Below are 16105 nucleotides of genomic sequence, written 5' to 3' on the forward strand. Positions count from 1 at the left end.
GAAAGAGTAAATATCAACTGTGCAGGAGTAAACTCTACACCTCATTAAAGGAGTGGAATTTAAAATTTCATTTTAGGTCTGCTTTCCTTTTCTATTACTGACTATCTTTTAGTATACCTTTTATGCTATAATATTTCAAGCACGGCTGTCAGCATAGTTACAACTTTCCGAGAAAGGAGGAGCCCCATGGAACGTCGCAGAATTTCTTTCAGCAACAGCGGATTAAAACTGATTGCAGTCATTACCATGCTTATTGACCATACCGGTCTGGTAATTCTGAGATACTGGCCTTCGGCCCTGGAGCCCGTTTCTCTGTTTGGGTTTTCCACCACCCTCTATCAGATTTCCAGAACCATCGGAAGAATTGCCTTTCCCATCTTCTGTTTTCTTCTGGTAGAAGGATTCCGGCATACTTCCAGCCGTTTCCGATATGCGCGAAATCTTTTTCTTTTTGCCCTGATCTCCGAAATTCCTTTTAATTATATGTTTTCCACAGACGGACGCTGGGAAAATCAAAATGTATATTTTACCCTTTTACTGGGATTTCTGGTTTTCTGTGCTCTGGAACGCTTTCAGAATCAGCTTCTTTTGCAGATTCTGTCTGCCACAGCCGGATTTGCCGCTTCCATGATTCTGAAGGCAGATTACGATTACCGGGGGTTCGTGCTTCTTATGATTCTTTATTTCTTTGCCTTTCGTCCTGCGGAGAGAACCTTACTGGCCTGCATCAGCCTGTACTGGGAATGGCCGGCCTGCTTTGCCTTTCTTCCTATCCACTTTTATAACGGAGAGCGGGGATTTATAAAAGGAAAAGCCGCGAAGTATTTCTTCTACGGCTTTTATCCTGTCCATATGATTTTGCTGGTGTGTCTGAGACACCTGCTCTTTGGCCTCTGAAATTCAGGGGTCTTTTTTATTGTTTCTTTACAATTTCTTTTGCATTTTTGTAAATGCTGTCTGCCGGTACACAGCCTCTGACTGGTGAGAGGGGATAAATATTGGAGTTTCTTCCGATTACAGTTCCCGGGTTTAAAACGGAACCGCAGCCTACTTCTACCTGGTCCCCCAGCATAGCTCCGAATTTCTTCAGACCTGTTTCCACGGATTCGCCTTCTGCTTTCACCACCACCAGTTTTTTATCGGATTTAACATTGGAGCAGATAGAGCCGGCTCCCATATGAGCCTTATAACCCAGTACGGAATCACCCACATAGTTATAGTGAGGTACCTGAACTTTATTAAATAATACGGCGTTTTTTAATTCGGTAGAATTTCCTACAACAGCTCCTTCTCCCACAATTACTTTGCCGCGGATGAAGGCACAGTGGCGGACTTCCGCTTCTTTTCCGATAATTGCCGGTCCGGTAATGCTGGCGGTAGGAGCTACTTTGGCGCTTTTGGCAATCCAGATGTCCCCTTCTTTATAATCGTATTCCTGCAAACTTAATGTCTTTCCCAGTTCTTTAATAAAATCTCCAATCTCCGGAAGTACCTCCCAGGGATAGGTTTTGCCTTCAAACAGCTTCGCCGCAATGGTTTCGTTTAAATCCAGCAAGTTTTCAATGGTATAACTTTTCATGGTTCAACCTCCTAATTGACTTTTTTATTTTTTTCGTAACAGGCCGCCGCCCTGTCGTAACAGCCCCGAAGGGCATACTGGAAATTGGAATCCAGCACCTGTTTCGTACGGCTTCGTATAAAGTTTTCCAGTTTATCCATATATTCTTTCGGCTCTATGGTTCCCTCTGCCACATAGGTCAGACCCTTCTCCCAGCTTGCCGTTAAATCGGGATTCAGCAGAGAGCGAATGGAGCAGTTTACCACATCGAAAACCATCTCGCCCAGCAGTGTGGGAGTAATGGTCTGGGTCTTTTTATTCAGGGCAAGATATTGAATCGTTACCAGTTTCTTCAGTATTTCTGCCCTGGTGGCGCTTGTGCCGATTCCACTTCCTTTTATCTGTGCCCGCAGTTCTTCATCTTCAATCAACTGACCGGCATTTTCCATTGCCAGGATCAGGGAGCCGGAATTATAACGTTTGGGAGGAGAGGTCTCTCCTTCTTTTACTTTCAGACCGTTTACAGGCAGTATACCACCCTTTCTTACTTTCTGCAACGCTTCCAGAAAGGCCGGATCTTCATTCTCCGGCTCTTCCTCTTCTGCCTTCTTTCTGGATACCGTGTTTGGAACCACCTTTAAATATCCCTCGGAAACCAGAACCTTAAAAGATGCAAAGAAGGATTCCTGGCCGATCTTCGTCTGAATACTGACTTTCTGATAGACTGCAGGCGGATAAAAGATACTTAAAAACCTTCTGACAATGGTCTCATAGACTCTCTGCGCTGTTTGGGAAAGGCCGGAAAGGGCAGAGATTCCCTGTCCTGTGGGGATGATGGCATAGTGATCCGTTATCTGCTTATCATTGGTGTAACGGCTCTTTCCTATGGTTTTATACGTTCCTGATTCCAGAATTTCCCGGGCAAAGTCAGAAACGGGTCCATAATTTTTCAGTCCGTTTATATTTCGTCCCACTACTTTGGCCACGGCCCCTGATAATACACGGGCGTCGGTTCTGGGATAGGTGACCAGTTTCTTCTCATACAGTTCCTGGGCAATCCGCAGGGTTTCATCAGGGCTGATCTTAAATAATCTGGAACAGACATTCTGAAGCTCTGCCAGATTAAACAGCAGAGGCGGATTCTTTTTTTCTTTTTTCTTTTCCGCCTTTTCCACCACCCCTTTTAAGGGCGCGTTCTTTTCCAGTTCCTGTATCAGGCTGCGGGCATCTTTTTCCTCTTTAAAACCATTTTCTTTATACAGTCTGGGAGACTGGTAATACCGGCTTCCTTCCACTGCCCTCCATTCTCCCTCAAAGGTTCTTCCTTCCAGAGCAATCTCTGCCAGCACCCGGTAAAATGGGGTTTTAACGAATTCCCGGATCTCCCGTTCTCTTCTTACTACCATTCCCAGGACACAGGTCATGACTCTTCCTACGGAAACGGCCTGATATTTGGTATGCAGGTAATTGGAAATACTGTTTCCGTATTTCAGTGACAGCAGACGGGAGAAATTAATCCCCATCAGATAATCTTCTTTGGCCCGCAAATAGGCGGACTGTGCCAGATTATCATAGGCAGACAAATCCTTTGCCTCCCGGATTCCTCTTAAGATTTCTTCCTCTGTCTGGGAATCAATCCAGACTCTCTTTCTCTCTTTTCCACAGACCTTTGCCTCCTGCTCCACCAGACGGTAAATATATTCTCCTTCCCGCCCGGAGTCCGTACATACATAGATGGTATCCACATCTTTCCGGTTCAGGAGACGGCTGACAATCTGAAACTGTTTTTTCACGGAAGGTATCACTTCATATTTAAATTCATACGGCAAAAAAGGCAGGGTATCAAGACTCCACCTTTTGTACTTGGGATCGTATTTTTCCGGATAACTCATGGTTACAAGGTGACCCACACACCAGGTTACAATCGCTGACTCAGATTCCAGATAACCGTCCTGACGTTTTCCGTTGATTTTTAAAGCTTTCGCGAATTCCTGCGCTACGCTGGGTTTTTCCGCTATGTATAAAGATTTTCCCATAATTTCTTTCTGTCCGTCTTTCTAAAAAATCAGGTCTATTATAGCATCTTCCTTTTGAAATAACAAGATTTCCAAAAAAGCGAAACGACCGTTTCAGAGAGTCACCCCTGAAACGATCGTTTTTTCCGGATTATTTCGCCTGAATATATCCTTTTGCTTTTAATGTCTCTGCACACAGAACAGCTCCGCCGGCAGCGCCGCGAACGGTATTATGAGATAATCCGATGAATTTATAATCATATACGGTATCTTCTCTTAAACGTCCGATGGAAGTACCCATGCCTTTTTCAAAGTCCACATCCTCTGATACCTGAGGACGGTTATCTTCTTCCAGATACTGAATGAAGTGTTTCGGTGCGCTGGGAAGTTCCAGTTCCTGAGGAATTCCCTTAAACTCACGCAGCTTTTCGATTAACTGCTCTTTGGTTGGTTTCTTTCTGAATTTTACAAAGACTGCTGCGGTGTGTCCGTTTAATACAGGAACACGTACGCACTGGCAGGTAATTACCGGTTCCTGTGCCGGAACGATAACGCCGTCTTTGATTTCTCCCCAGAGTCTTAATGGTTCTTTTTCGCTCTTTTCTTCTTCTCCGCCAATGTACGGAATGATGTTATGTTCCATTTCCGGCCATTCTTTAAATGTTTTTCCTGCTCCGGAAATTGCCTGGTATGTGGTAGCCACCACTTCATAAGGCTCGAATTCTTTCCATGCAGTTAAAGCCGGTGCGTAGCTCTGGATAGAGCAGTTTGGTTTAACTGCGATAAATCCTCTGGTAGTTCCCAGACGTTTCTTCTGGAATTCAATGACTTCAAAGTGTTCCGGATTGATTTCCGGCACTACCATCGGAACATCCGGTGTCCATCTGTGGGCGCTGTTATTGGAAACCACAGGTGTTTCTGTCTTTGCATATTCTTCTTCAATGGCCTTGATTTCCTCTTTGGACATATCAACTGCAGAGAATACGAAATCTACGGTTGCAGCTACTTTCTCCACTTCATTGACGTTCATAACTACCATTTTTTTCACTGCTTCCGGCATTGGAGTATCCATTTTCCAGCGTCCGCCTACAGCTTCTTCATAAGTCTTTCCTGCGCTTCTTGCGCTGGCTGCCAAAGTAACTACTTCAAACCAGGGATGGTTTTCCAAAAGAGAGATAAATCTCTGGCCTACCATACCGGTTGCTCCTAAAATTCCGACTCTTAATTTTTCACTCATAATCTTCATCCTCTTCTTACTTATTCAAATGTCTTTCCTTCGCAAACATTTGTCTTTCTTGTACATACTACAACAGATTTATCAAAAATGCAACTGTTTTTTGAAATTTTATGCAAATTTATCCCTTTTCATGCTTCTTCCTGCAGATAGGCTTCTTCCCTTGCAATTACCTGTTCCATCACAGCCGCTCCCGGCGCTCCCAGGGTCATTCGCTTCTCCACACAGGTTTTCATGCTGATGGCTTCATAAATATCTTCTTCAAATACCGGGCTGATGGATTTGTATTCTTCCAGAGAGAGATCGTCTAAGGAAATTCCCTTTTCAATGCAGCGCAGAACAAGCTGTCCTACAATTCCGTGGGCATCCCGGAAGGGCACTCCGTGATTTACCAGGTAATCGGCTGCATCCGTGGCGTTGGTAAATCCGTTTTTCGCGCTTGCCTCCATGTTTTCTCTCTTAAATTCCATGGTATCGATCATTCCTGTAAACAGGGTCAGACACCCTTTCACCGTATCAATGGCGTCAAAGGTCAGTTCCTTATCCTCCTGCATGTCTTTGTTGTAAGCCAGGGGAATCCCTTTCATGGTTGTCAGAAGGGTAACCAGCGCCCCATAGACGCGCCCGGTCTTTCCTCTTACCAGCTCTGCAATGTCCGGATTTTTCTTCTGGGGCATAATACTGCTTCCGGTGCTGTAAGCGTCATCAATTTCCACGAACTGGTACTCGTTAGAGTTCCACAGGATAATTTCCTCACAGAACCGGCTCAGATGCATCATTACCGTAGATAGAGCGCTTAACAGCTCAATTAAATAGTCCCTGTCTGAAACAGAGTCCATACTGTTTAAGGTCGCGCTGTCAAATTCCAGCAGACCTGCCGTATACTCCCGGTCCAGAGGATAGGTTGTTCCCGCCAGGGCTCCGGCCCCCAGAGGACAGGTATTCATTCTCTTTTTAATATCGGCCAGACGTCCCCGGTCTCTTTTAAACATTTCAAAATACGCACCGAAATGATGGGACACCGTAACGGGCTGGGCTTTCTGCAAATGAGTAAACCCGGGCATATACGTGTGAATTTCCTCTTTCATAATTCTCAGAAGAACTTCCAGCAAATCCTTCAGCCGCCGATCCAGTTCCTGGATTTCATCTCTGGTATAAAGCTTCATATCTAAAGCCACCTGATCGTTTCTGCTTCGTCCGGTATGTAATTTCTTTCCGGTATCTCCAATCCGTTCAATCAGATTTGCCTCCACAAAGCTGTGAATATCTTCGTATTCTTCCGTAATCTTAAGCGCGCCGCTTTGCACATCTTCCAGAATCCCCTGCAGTCCGCGGATGATTTCATCCCGTTCTGCTTCTGTTAAAATTCCCTGTTTCGCCAGCATAGTTACATGGGCAATACTTCCCCGAATATCCTGACGGTAAAATTTCTGATCATAAGTTATAGATGCATTAAAATCATATACTAACTGATCTGTTTCTTTTGTAAAGCGTCCGCCCCACAATTGAGCCATAGTCTTTCCTCTTTTCTTTCTATTTTTTGATAAATTAATACTACATTTTTTCCGATCAGAAGTCCACCCTATTTTTTAGGTAAAATAGGACGCTGACCGGTTTTTCGCCTTATAAATTCTGAAAAAATGCACCTCCCGTAAAAATTTTTATCCTAATTCCTTCTAATACGCAATTTTCAGATACTTATGCGCAAAATTTATAAATTGACTGTTCTTTCATTCTTGTTTATAATACTTTACAGAAGGGATGAAAAATACTATATAAGTTTTTTAAGGAGGATTTTACAATGAAAGTAGGATGTGTGAAAGAAATTAAAAACAATGAATTCCGTGTGGGCATGACTCCCTCTAATGTGAAATCTTACGTAAATGCCGGCCACGAAGTACTCATTGAAAAGGATGCCGGCGTGGGGTCCGGATTTTCCACGGAAGAATATGAAAAAGCAGGCGCAAAGATTCTGGATACGGCAAAGGAAGTCTGGGATGGCTGCGATATGATGATAAAAGTGAAAGAACCTCTGCCGGAAGAATATGCTTATTTCCGTAAAGACTTAATCCTGTTTACTTATCTGCATCTGGCCGCTGACCGTCCTCTGACCGACGCTATGCTTTCTTCCGGAATTAAAAGTGTTGCCTATGAAACCCTGATTGAACGCAACCGCAGCATTCCTCTTTTAGCTCCTATGAGCCAGATTGCAGGCCGTCTCTCCATTCAGGAAGGCGCCAAATATCTGGAAAAACCTTTCGGAGGCTCCGGCGTTTTATTATCCGGAGTACCTGGAACCCCGAAAGCGAAAGTTGTGATTCTGGGCGCCGGAACCGTTGGTACCAATGCCTGCAAGATCGCCGTTGGTATGGGCGCCGATGTGACGATTATGGATATTAATCTGGAACGTCTGGCCTATCTGGATGACGTTTTCGGAGCAAGAATCCAGACTCTCTACAGTACAGACGCCAACATTGAAGAAGCTTTGTCCACCGCAGATCTGGTTATCGGAAGCGTTCTGATCCCCGGAAAGGCCGCTCCCAAATTAATTAAACGGGAATATCTGAAACTTATGAAACCGGGCAGCTTAATCGTGGATGTGGCTGTAGATCAGGGCGGATGCTGTGAAACTACAAAAGTTACCTATCATGACAATCCAACCTTTGAGGTAGACGGAGTGGTTCATTACTGTGTAGGAAATATGCCGGGCGCCGTTCCGAGAACTTCCACCATCGCACTGACCAACGCTACCTTAAAATATGGTCTGATGATCGCATCCAAAGGCCTGGAGGAAGCATGCCGCGGTTATGATGTACTCTATTCCGGAGTTAATACCTATGAAGGAGCTTTAACCTGCGAAAACGTTGCCCTCAGCTACAATATGGACTATACCGATCCGAAGAGTTTATTCTAGAATAACGATTCCATCTTTTCCTGTTTTAAGCAGGCGGCTGTCAGGCTGGAAATCTCAGCCTGACAGCCGCCTTTTGTTTCCCGGAAAATTTAAAATTCTGCCAGCTTTTCTTTCAGACATTTGCTTACTTCAGCCGGATCAGCTTTTCCCTTTGTCTTTTTCATAACCTGTCCCACGAAAAATCCCATTACTTTCTCTTTTCCGTTTCGGTATTGTTCTACGGAATCCGGATTCTGTTTCAATACCTCTTCTACAATCCCACTGATCATCTGCGAGTCTTTTACGATTTTTAAGTGGTGTTCTTCAATATAAGGAATCGGATCCAGATCCTCTTTAAAAATTTTCTTAAATACGTCTTTTGCTGTCTGATTGTTAATCTCTCCTCTTTCCTGCATAAGAATCAGATCGGATAAATGTCCGGGTGTAAACTGAATCTCCTCCGGCTCCATTCCTTCTTCTTTTCTCAGACGCAAAAGCTCTCCCATAAACCAGTTGGCCGCCTTTTTCGGCTGACGGCTTAAGACTGCCGTCTCTTCAAAGAGATCTGCCAGATGCTTCGACTCGGTGAGAATTCCGGCATCATAGGAAGACAGTCCGTATTCCTCCTGAAAATATGCGGCTTTTTCTTCCCGAAGCTGGGGCTGGCGGCTCTTAATCTGTGCAATCCATTCTTCAGAAACCAGCACCGGCGGCAGATCCGGATCGGGAAAATAGCGGTAGTCTTTTGCGTCTTCTTTGGAACGCATGGCACGGGAAGACTCCTTATTATCATCCCAGCGTCTGGTTTCCTGGATAACCGGCTTTCCTGCTTCCAGAAGTTCTATCTGCCGCTCCTTCTCTCCTTCTATGGCCCTGGCAATGGCTTTAAAGGAGTTCAGATTTTTCATCTCCGTACGGGTTCCCAGTTCAGAACTTCCTGCTTTTCTCACAGATAAGTTCACATCCGCCCTCATGGATCCTTCCTGCAATTTACAGTCAGACACTCCTAAGTACTGCATCATCATCCGCAGTTTCTCCAGATAGGCAATCACTTCTTCTGCATTTCTCATATCCGGCTCTGAAACAATCTCAATCAGAGGGACGCCGCTTCGGTTATAATCCACCAGGGAACAGTCCTCCCATTCATCGTGAATCAGTTTTCCCGCGTCTTCTTCCATATGCATTTCATGGATCCGGACTTTTTTCGTTCCGCTTTCTGTCTGAATTTCTACCCATCCGTCATAGCAGATAGGCAGGTACAACTGGGAAATCTGGTAGTTCTGGGGATTGTCCGGATAGAAATAATTCTTTCGGTCAAATTTGCATACATTGCGGATTTTACAGTTTGCTGCCAGACCTGCGGCTACGGCAAACTCCACCACCTGTTTATTCAACACCGGAAGGGACCCCGGCATTCCTGTGCAGACCGGACAGGTCTGAGTATTTGGTTCTGCCCCGAACCTGGTAGAACAGCCGCAGAAAATTTTTGTCCTGGTGGCCAGCTCCACATGGACCTCTAATCCGATTACGGTTTCATATTCCTGTTTCATCTATTCTCCCTCCCTGTCCTGTTCATATGGCAGCAGAAAATCTCCTCTGGCCTTTTCATAAGCCCTGGCTGCCCGCAGCATCTGTTTCTCCTGGAAGCAGTCACCAATAAACTGGATTCCCACCGGAAGCCCTTTCTCATCCAGGCCGCAGGGAACGCTGATTCCCGGCAGACCGGCCAGATTCACTGCCACTGTATAAATATCTCCCAGATACATCTTCAGCGGGTCTTCCAGGCTGGTTCCAATAGCAGGCGCGGTGTCCGGAGCTGCGGGAGCCAGAAGTACGTCATACTTCTGAAAGGCTTTCTGAAAGCTCTTTTGTATCATCCCTTTGACCCGCAGCGCCTTCAGATAATAGGCGTCATAATAGCCGGAGCTTAATACAAAGGAGCCCAGCATAATCCTCCGTTTCACTTCCGCTCCGAATCCCTCGGAACGGGTCTTCTTATACATCTCATGCAGTCCCTCATAACCGGAGCTGCGGAATCCGTATTTTACCCCGTCGAACCGCTCCAGATTGGAGCTGGCCTCCGCCGAGGCAATAATATAGTAAGCCGGTATGGTGTAGTCCACCAGTCCAAGGGAGAAGAACTCTACGATAGCTCCCTGTTCGGTAAGTACCCGGACGGCCTCCATAAATTCACTTTTCACTCCCTCGGCAATTCCTTCCATTAAATATTCTTTCGGAATACCTATTTTCATTCCGCAGATTCCTTCCCCATCAAAATCTGCATATGTTTCTTCCTTTCTCTCCATGGAAGTGGCGTCTTTCTCATCTTTTCCCGCCAGAATCTCAAGTATGGCCGTACAGTCTTCTACATTTTTTCCGATGGGTCCAATCTGATCCAGGGAAGAACCATAGGCAATGAGTCCATAGCGGGATACGGATCCATATGTGGGTTTCAGCCCGGTAACTCCGCAGTGTCCGCTCGGCTGGCGGATAGAGCCGCCGGTGTCTGAACCCAGGGCGCACAGAACTTCACCGGAAGCTACTGCCGCGCAGGAACCCCCGGAAGAACCGCCGGGGACATGGTTTTTATTCCATGGATTATAGGTAGGGCCAAAGGCGGAAGTCTCTGTTGTGCTTCCCATGGCAAACTCATCCATATTGGTTTTACCAATGGGAATCATCCCCGCCTCTTCCAGCCTCCTGACGGCCTCGGCAGTATAAGTGGGTACAAAATTCTCCAGCATTCTGGAGGCACAGGTAGCGGGCACTCCTTTGATACAGATGTTGTCTTTAACGGCAATGGGCACTCCTGCCAGGGGTCCCTGGAAACGCCCCTCTTTTTGTCCTTCCTCTACTTTTCTGGCCTGTGCATAGGCATACTTTTCCATTACATGCAAAAACGCATGGCAGGATTTTTCCTTTTTTTCAATCTGTTCCAGGGTGTATTTCACAGCTTCCCTGGCTGATATTTCTCTGTTTTTGATTTTCTTTCCCAATTCTAATGCGGTAAGTTCTCTAAAGTCCATTCGGCGCCTCCTATTCCACAATTTTGGGAACCTGATACTGTCCCTCTTTTTGTCCCGGGGCATTGGCAAGCATCTCGTCCCTCTGATTTTCATTGGTAACCACATCTTCCCGAAATACATTTTCCATGGGGAACAGATGGGTTACAGGCTCTTCCTTTGTGGTATCCAGTTCATTTAATTTTTCCACATAATCCAGCATCTTCTGCATATCTTTCTGAGCCTGTTTCTTTTCTTCTTCATTCAGAGACAGTTTTGCCAGTATTCCGATATAATCCATTGTTTCGTCATCTATTTTTACCATATTTTCTCTCCTTTTACGGTTCCAGCCGGTTGATGTCTCTTGGGAAGAGGCAGGCCTCCCGGATGTTTTCTTCCTGTATCAGCTGCATGGTCAGACGTTCCAGCCCGATCCCAAGGCCGCCGTGAGGCGGCATTCCCCAGCGAAAAGCGTTCAGATAAGTCTCCAGTCCTTCCTGGGTCATCCCTCTTTTTTCAATTTTATCTGCAAGCATTTGATAGTCATGAATTCTCTGTCCCCCGGTGGTTACCTCCAGTCCGTGAAGCAGCAGATCGAAGCTCTGGGTAAATCTCGCATCTTCCGGATCGTCCATGGCATAGAACGGTCGCTTTTTCGAGGGATAATGGGTTACAAAGACGAAATCTGCATCATATTTTTCCTTAAAATATTTTCCGATTAGCTGCTCTTCTTCCGGTTCCAGATCATAGGGGTTTTTCATTTTTCTGTGGTATTCCCGGGCTGCCAGTTCCTTGGCCTCGTCAAAACGGACACAGGGAATTTCACTGGTCTTGGGAAGAGTGATATTCAGAAGTTTCAGCTCTTTTTGATACTCTTTCTTTAAAAGTTCTTCCATATACTGGAGAAATCCTGTTTCCATTTCCATAATTTCACGGAAATCCCGGATGTATCCCATTTCAAAATCCAGGCTGGTATATTCGTTTAAATGGCGTTTGGTATTGTGTTTTTCTGCACGAAAGACCGGGCCTGTCTCAAAGACACGCTCAAAGACGCCCACCATCATCTGTTTGTAAAGCTGGGGACTCTGCTGCAGTACGGCCGGCTTATGGAAGTATTCCAGCTTAAACAGGTTGGAACCGCCTTCTGCACTTCTGGCCCCTATTTTCGGCGTATGAATCTCTGTAAATCCCTGTTTATAGAGAAAGTCCCTAAAAGCTCTTACAATGCCTTCCTGCAGCTTAAAGACAGCCCTCTCCCGTACGTTTCGCAAAGACAGGGGGCGCATGTTCAGCTTGGTTTCCACAGAAGTATTCAGTTTCCATTTATCAATGGGAAGAGGCAGACTGACGCAGGGAGATGATAACAGACAGACATCTTTCAAAGCGATTTCCACTCCGTGAGGCGCCCGTTCTTCTTTTTGCAGCTGTCCCTTTGCCAGGACGCAGGCGCCTTCCTTTAACTGTTCATAGGGAAAGGAAACCTTTTGTTTTTCGAATACGGTCTGGAGAAGTCCTTCCCGTTTTCTTAAGATCACAAATACTACTTCTCCCATATCCCGGATGCTGTGTATGGTTCCTTCCACCGTTACCTGTTTTTGGCTGCCTTTCTCTTCTGTCAGTTCCTGTATGGTATAAATTTCTTTTTCTCTGATTCCTGTCAGCATTTCCATTGGGAATCCTCCTTCCTCGAAATAAAAAACCTGGGGCTGCTCTCTGGCCGCAGACCCCAAGAAGTCTATGTTTTCTAATCTTCAAAATTAAGTAAAAGTACCATCTGCGCCGTTTCCACCAGATTCGTTCCGCTGTCCATGCTGCATTTCTGCAGATAGCGGTAGGCTTCTTCCTCGGTCAGATGGTTTCTCTCCATGAGAAGATGTTTTGCACGATTTATATAGTTCTGTTCTTTTTCCGAACGCTGTTTCTTTTTTGTCTTTTTTTTCTGCAGTCTCCGGTATAACTGAGCCTGCATCATCTCCAGGGTATTTACCAGATCGCTTACATGGATCGGTGTGGTAATCGCTGCAATTCCAGCTCCGCATTCCGCCACTACTCTCGGAGAACCAACCAGGACCATTTCCACCATAGACGGAAGATAGTCTGCCAACTGGGTGTAATACATATCCTTCAGCCGGTAACCGCTGATTACAATTCCAGCCGGAATCTGGCTCAGCTCTGAAAGTACTCTTGCCCCGGAACTGCACACGGCGTCCACCTGAAATCCTCGTCGCACCAGAATATCACGGATTTTTTTTCCATCTTCTATTTTGGGCAGCACAATTATCACACTGATCATTTTCATTCCTGCTTTCCAAGCTCTTTCTTATATCCGATGGAGATATTCGCGAAGTTCCCAGTCTGATACCTGTGTCATATAGGATCTCCATTCTTTCCACTTCACTTCCTGGTATCTTTTCACAAAAGTTTCTCCCAGTGTTTTTCTTATTAAAGTATCCTGTTCAAATTCCAGCAGGGCTTCTTTCAGATTATCCGGAAGCCGTTCTGCCTTTTTATAATCTTCCCGGGTCTCTGCCTTTTGAGGCGCCGCCCATTCCTTCTGGATTCCTTCCAGACCTGCGGCTATACATACTGCCAGAACCAGGTAAGGATTGGAAGCGCCGTCCGGAACCCGAAGTTCAATTCGTTTTTCTGCTCCTTCCTGAATGGGAATGGTAATCAGAGAGCTTCTTCCATCTTCCGACCAGACCAGACGTGTGGGTGCATCATTCCCCGGAACCAGACGCTTATAGGAATTTACCAGAGGATTCGTAACCGCCATCATTCCCTTCGTGTGTTTTAAAAGACCCGCAATAAAGGAATAGGCCTCTTTACTGAGTCCTGCTTCATCGCTCTCATCTGCAAACAGATTCTTTCCGTCCCTAAAGACTGAAAAACTTACATGCATAGCCGAACCCACACTGTCTGTTTTCGGTTTCGGCATAAACGTGGCATGAAGCCCGTGACGTTTCGCTATACTCCGCACCGTGGTTTTAAAGGTCATCAGCCGATCCGCAGTCTCCAGCGCTTTGGCATATCTGAAGTCAATTTCATGCTGACCGCCGGCCAGCTCATGATGAGAGGATTCAATTTCAAATCCCATCTCCTCCAGAGTCAGTATCATATCTCTTCTGGCATTCTCTCCCAGATCCAGAGGGCTTAAATCCATGTATCCGGCCTGCTCATGGGTGACTGTGGTAGGAGCGCCGTCTTCATCTGTGTGAAATAAAAAAAACTCACATTCCGGATCTGCATAAAAGGTATAGCCCATATCCTCCGCCTTTTTTAATACCTGTTTCAGAATATATCTGGGACTCTCCTCAAAGGGTCTTTTATCCGGATAGGTGATGTCGCATAAGAATCTGGCAACCTTGCCCTGCTGGGGTCTCCAGGGAAGAATCGCAAACGTATCCAGATCCGGTATCAGGTACATATCTCTTTCCCGAAATCCCCGATCTCCGGTAACTGCAGATACATCAATCGTGCATTTTCCGTCCAGGGCTTCCTCTAACTGTCCGGAGGTAATGGCAATATTTTTTAAGGTGCCGAACATATCGGTAAACTGAAGACGAATAAATTCCACCTCTTCTTCCTCCACCAACTCCATAATCTTTTCTCTGGTATAATTCCCCATAAGACAATCTCCTTTATATTTTAAATTTTGTAATCTTTGGAATTTCCTATTATAAAAAAGAATCCTGCTCGCAGGATTCTCCGCCTGCGGCGGGGGGCGCAAAGCGCCTTCTTCCACTCCGACGCAGTGCGATCCAAGCGGAGCGTTTTGTTTAATAGGGAACGCAGTTTCCTATTAAACAAGAAAAAGAGCGCACTTATCACGGAACCTGTCTCCGGATAAGAACGCCCTTGTTCATGGTGGTATTATATCAATCGTCTTCTTCGTTTGTCAACTATAAATTGGTATATCCCATCAAAGACTGATCCACTGCTTTTGCAGCTTCTCTTCCTTCGTGAATGGCCCACACGACCAGAGACTGTCCCCGGTGCATATCACCGGCAGTAAATACCCGTTCTTTAGAGGTCTGATACCCTTCCCCGGTTTTTACATTGGTTCGCTGATCTACTTCCACCTGGAACGCGTCGGTTACGTATTTCTGGCTGCCCAGAAATCCCGCTGCAATCAGCACCACCTCTGCCGGAATCACCTCTTCAGAACCGGCTACCGGAACCATTCTCATGCGTCCTGTTTTTTCATCTTTTTCGCCTTTTAGCTTTACCAGCTTAAGCTGGCAGAGATTGCCGTTTTTATCCGGAATAAATTCTGATACGGTTGTCTGATAAATTCTCGGATCCTTTCCGAATACTGCAATTGCCTCTTCCTGGCCGTAATCCGTCTTGCAGACTCTGGGCCACTGTGGCCAGGGGTTATTTGCTGCTCTCCCATCGGGAGCTTTCGGCATCATCTCCAATTGGGTGACGGATTTGGCTCCCAGACGGATGGCTGTGCCTACACAGTCATTTCCCGTATCTCCTCCGCCGATAACAACCACATGTTTTCCTTTGCAGGAAACATAGGCCTGATCTTTAAACTCAGAATCCAGAAGGCTTTTGGTCACTCCTTTCAGAAAATCCACAGCGAAATAAATGCCTTTGCTTTCCCGTCCCTTTGCCTGAATATCTCTGGGATTGGAAGCTCCGCAGGCCAGAATCACCCGGTCATAGTCTTTTAACAGTTCCTTTGCCTGAATATCCTTTCCCACGTCTGTATTGGTCACAAAGCGGACGCCTTCCTCTTCCATAAGCTGAATCCTCCGGTCGATTACCTTTTTGTCCAGCTTCATATTGGGAATTCCATAGCGCAGAAGTCCGCCGATCCGGTCGTTTCTCTCAAATACGGTGACCAGATGGCCTCTGCGGTTTAACTGCATGGCGGCTGCAAGCCCGGAAGGACCGCTTCCTACCACGGCCACTTTCTTTCCTGTGCGGATTTTGGGCGGTTCTGCTTTCACCCAGCCATTTTCAAAAGCCGTTTCAATAATGGATCTTTCATTCTCCTTTGTAGACACCGGTTCTCCGTTCAGACCGCAGGTACAGGCCGCCTCACACAAGGCGGGACATACCCTTCCGGTAAATTCCGGAAAACAGTGGGTTTTCTTCAGTCTCCGGTAAGCCTGTTCCCAGTTTCCCGTATAGACTAAATCGTTGGTTTCCGGCACCAGATTATTCAATGGACAGCCGGAGACCATTCCCCCCAGCATCACGCCTGACTGACAGAAGGGAACGCCGCATGCCATGCAGCGCGCCCCCTGCAGAGACTGTTTCTTTTCAGAAAGGGGAACTCTGAATTCTGAAAAGTTCTGGATTCGCTCTTTGGGCTCCAAAACCTGTGCGGTTTCTCTCTCATATTCTAAAAATCCTGTTGGTTTTCCCATTCTTATTCCCTCCTCTGTC

The 16105-nt window shown here is 46.1% G+C and carries 13 protein-coding genes; 2 read left to right on the plus strand and 11 right to left on the minus strand.

Annotated features, from left to right (window positions below; all coding sequences use genetic code 11):
* Nucleotides 1–186 precede the first annotated feature (186 nt).
* The gene (locus B5F53_RS11035; RefSeq protein WP_087223349.1) at nt 187–897 is read left to right on the plus strand and encodes a TraX family protein; all 711 of its coding nucleotides are present in this window, start codon (nt 187–189) and stop codon (nt 895–897) included.
* Nucleotides 898–913: 16 nt separating this feature from the next.
* Here B5F53_RS11035 and B5F53_RS11040 read toward each other — a convergent pair whose 3' ends face one another.
* From B5F53_RS11040 to argH, 4 genes are all read right to left on the minus strand, one after another.
* Nucleotides 914–1579 carry a UDP-N-acetylglucosamine pyrophosphorylase gene (locus B5F53_RS11040; protein WP_087223351.1) on the minus strand — a complete coding sequence of 222 codons (666 nt, stop codon included), beginning with the start codon at nt 1577–1579 and terminating at the stop codon, nt 914–916.
* 11 nt (nt 1580–1590) lie between these two features.
* Nucleotides 1591–3594 carry a DNA topoisomerase gene (locus tag B5F53_RS11045; protein ID WP_087223353.1) on the minus strand — a complete coding sequence of 668 codons (2004 nt, stop codon included), beginning with the start codon at nt 3592–3594 and terminating at the stop codon, nt 1591–1593.
* Between the two features lie 130 nt (nt 3595–3724).
* Entirely contained in the window at nt 3725–4810 is a 1086-nt protein-coding gene (asd, locus tag B5F53_RS11050) for an aspartate-semialdehyde dehydrogenase (protein ID WP_087223355.1), read from the minus strand.
* A gap of 128 nt (nt 4811–4938) precedes the next feature.
* A complete protein-coding gene (argH, locus tag B5F53_RS11055; protein WP_087223358.1) occupies nt 4939–6321 on the minus strand; it encodes an argininosuccinate lyase in 1383 nt (460 codons plus the stop codon).
* A gap of 287 nt (nt 6322–6608) precedes the next feature.
* Here argH and ald point away from each other — a divergent pair, with 287 nt between their 5' ends.
* Entirely contained in the window at nt 6609–7721 is a 1113-nt protein-coding gene (gene ald / locus B5F53_RS11060) for an alanine dehydrogenase (RefSeq protein WP_087223361.1), read from the plus strand.
* An 89-nt stretch (nt 7722–7810) separates the two neighbouring features.
* Here ald and gatB read toward each other — a convergent pair whose 3' ends face one another.
* From gatB to B5F53_RS11100, 7 genes are all read right to left on the minus strand, one after another.
* Nucleotides 7811–9250 (minus strand): Asp-tRNA(Asn)/Glu-tRNA(Gln) amidotransferase subunit GatB, encoded by a 1440-nt coding sequence (gene gatB, locus B5F53_RS11065; protein ID WP_087223363.1) that lies wholly within the window; start codon nt 9248–9250, stop codon nt 7811–7813.
* A complete protein-coding gene (gatA, locus tag B5F53_RS11070; protein WP_087223365.1) occupies nt 9251–10726 on the minus strand; it encodes an Asp-tRNA(Asn)/Glu-tRNA(Gln) amidotransferase subunit GatA in 1476 nt (491 codons plus the stop codon).
* 10 nt (nt 10727–10736) lie between these two features.
* A complete protein-coding gene (gatC, locus tag B5F53_RS11075) occupies nt 10737–11027 on the minus strand; it encodes an Asp-tRNA(Asn)/Glu-tRNA(Gln) amidotransferase subunit GatC (RefSeq protein ID WP_087223367.1) in 291 nt (96 codons plus the stop codon).
* A 13-nt stretch (nt 11028–11040) separates the two neighbouring features.
* A complete protein-coding gene (gene aspS, locus B5F53_RS11080; RefSeq protein ID WP_087223369.1) occupies nt 11041–12372 on the minus strand; it encodes an aspartate--tRNA(Asn) ligase in 1332 nt (443 codons plus the stop codon).
* 74 nt (nt 12373–12446) lie between these two features.
* A complete protein-coding gene (locus B5F53_RS11085; RefSeq protein WP_087223371.1) occupies nt 12447–12995 on the minus strand; it encodes an ANTAR domain-containing response regulator in 549 nt (182 codons plus the stop codon).
* Between the two features lie 27 nt (nt 12996–13022).
* A complete protein-coding gene (gene glnA, locus B5F53_RS11090; protein ID WP_087223373.1) occupies nt 13023–14330 on the minus strand; it encodes a type I glutamate--ammonia ligase in 1308 nt (435 codons plus the stop codon).
* Nucleotides 14331–14604: 274 nt separating this feature from the next.
* Nucleotides 14605–16086, minus strand: a complete 1482-nt coding sequence (locus B5F53_RS11100; protein WP_087223377.1) for a glutamate synthase subunit beta — start codon at nt 16084–16086, stop codon at nt 14605–14607.
* Nucleotides 16087–16105 lie beyond the last annotated feature (19 nt).

Source organism: Blautia sp. An249, assembly GCF_002159835.1.
Classification (GTDB): Bacteria; Bacillota; Clostridia; order Lachnospirales; family Lachnospiraceae; genus Blautia_A; species Blautia_A avistercoris.

What these genes read in the sequence shown, in the direction of transcription:
- B5F53_RS11035 (WP_087223349.1), top strand. Translation starts at nt 187, where the DNA reads ATGGAACGTCGCAGAATTTCTTTCAGCAACAGCGGATTAAAACTGATT.
- B5F53_RS11040 (WP_087223351.1), bottom strand. Translation starts at nt 1,579, where the DNA reads ATGAAAAGTTATACCATTGAAAACTTGCTGGATTTAAACGAAACCATT.
- B5F53_RS11045 (WP_087223353.1), bottom strand. Translation starts at nt 3,594, where the DNA reads ATGGGAAAATCTTTATACATAGCGGAAAAACCCAGCGTAGCGCAGGAA.
- asd (WP_087223355.1), bottom strand. Translation starts at nt 4,810, where the DNA reads ATGAGTGAAAAATTAAGAGTCGGAATTTTAGGAGCAACCGGTATGGTA.
- argH (WP_087223358.1), bottom strand. Translation starts at nt 6,321, where the DNA reads ATGGCTCAATTGTGGGGCGGACGCTTTACAAAAGAAACAGATCAGTTA.
- ald (WP_087223361.1), top strand. Translation starts at nt 6,609, where the DNA reads ATGAAAGTAGGATGTGTGAAAGAAATTAAAAACAATGAATTCCGTGTG.
- gatB (WP_087223363.1), bottom strand. Translation starts at nt 9,250, where the DNA reads ATGAAACAGGAATATGAAACCGTAATCGGATTAGAGGTCCATGTGGAG.
- gatA (WP_087223365.1), bottom strand. Translation starts at nt 10,726, where the DNA reads ATGGACTTTAGAGAACTTACCGCATTAGAATTGGGAAAGAAAATCAAA.
- gatC (WP_087223367.1), bottom strand. Translation starts at nt 11,027, where the DNA reads ATGGTAAAAATAGATGACGAAACAATGGATTATATCGGAATACTGGCA.
- aspS (WP_087223369.1), bottom strand. Translation starts at nt 12,372, where the DNA reads ATGGAAATGCTGACAGGAATCAGAGAAAAAGAAATTTATACCATACAG.
- B5F53_RS11085 (WP_087223371.1), bottom strand. Translation starts at nt 12,995, where the DNA reads ATGATCAGTGTGATAATTGTGCTGCCCAAAATAGAAGATGGAAAAAAA.
- glnA (WP_087223373.1), bottom strand. Translation starts at nt 14,330, where the DNA reads ATGGGGAATTATACCAGAGAAAAGATTATGGAGTTGGTGGAGGAAGAA.
- B5F53_RS11100 (WP_087223377.1), bottom strand. Translation starts at nt 16,086, where the DNA reads ATGGGAAAACCAACAGGATTTTTAGAATATGAGAGAGAAACCGCACAG.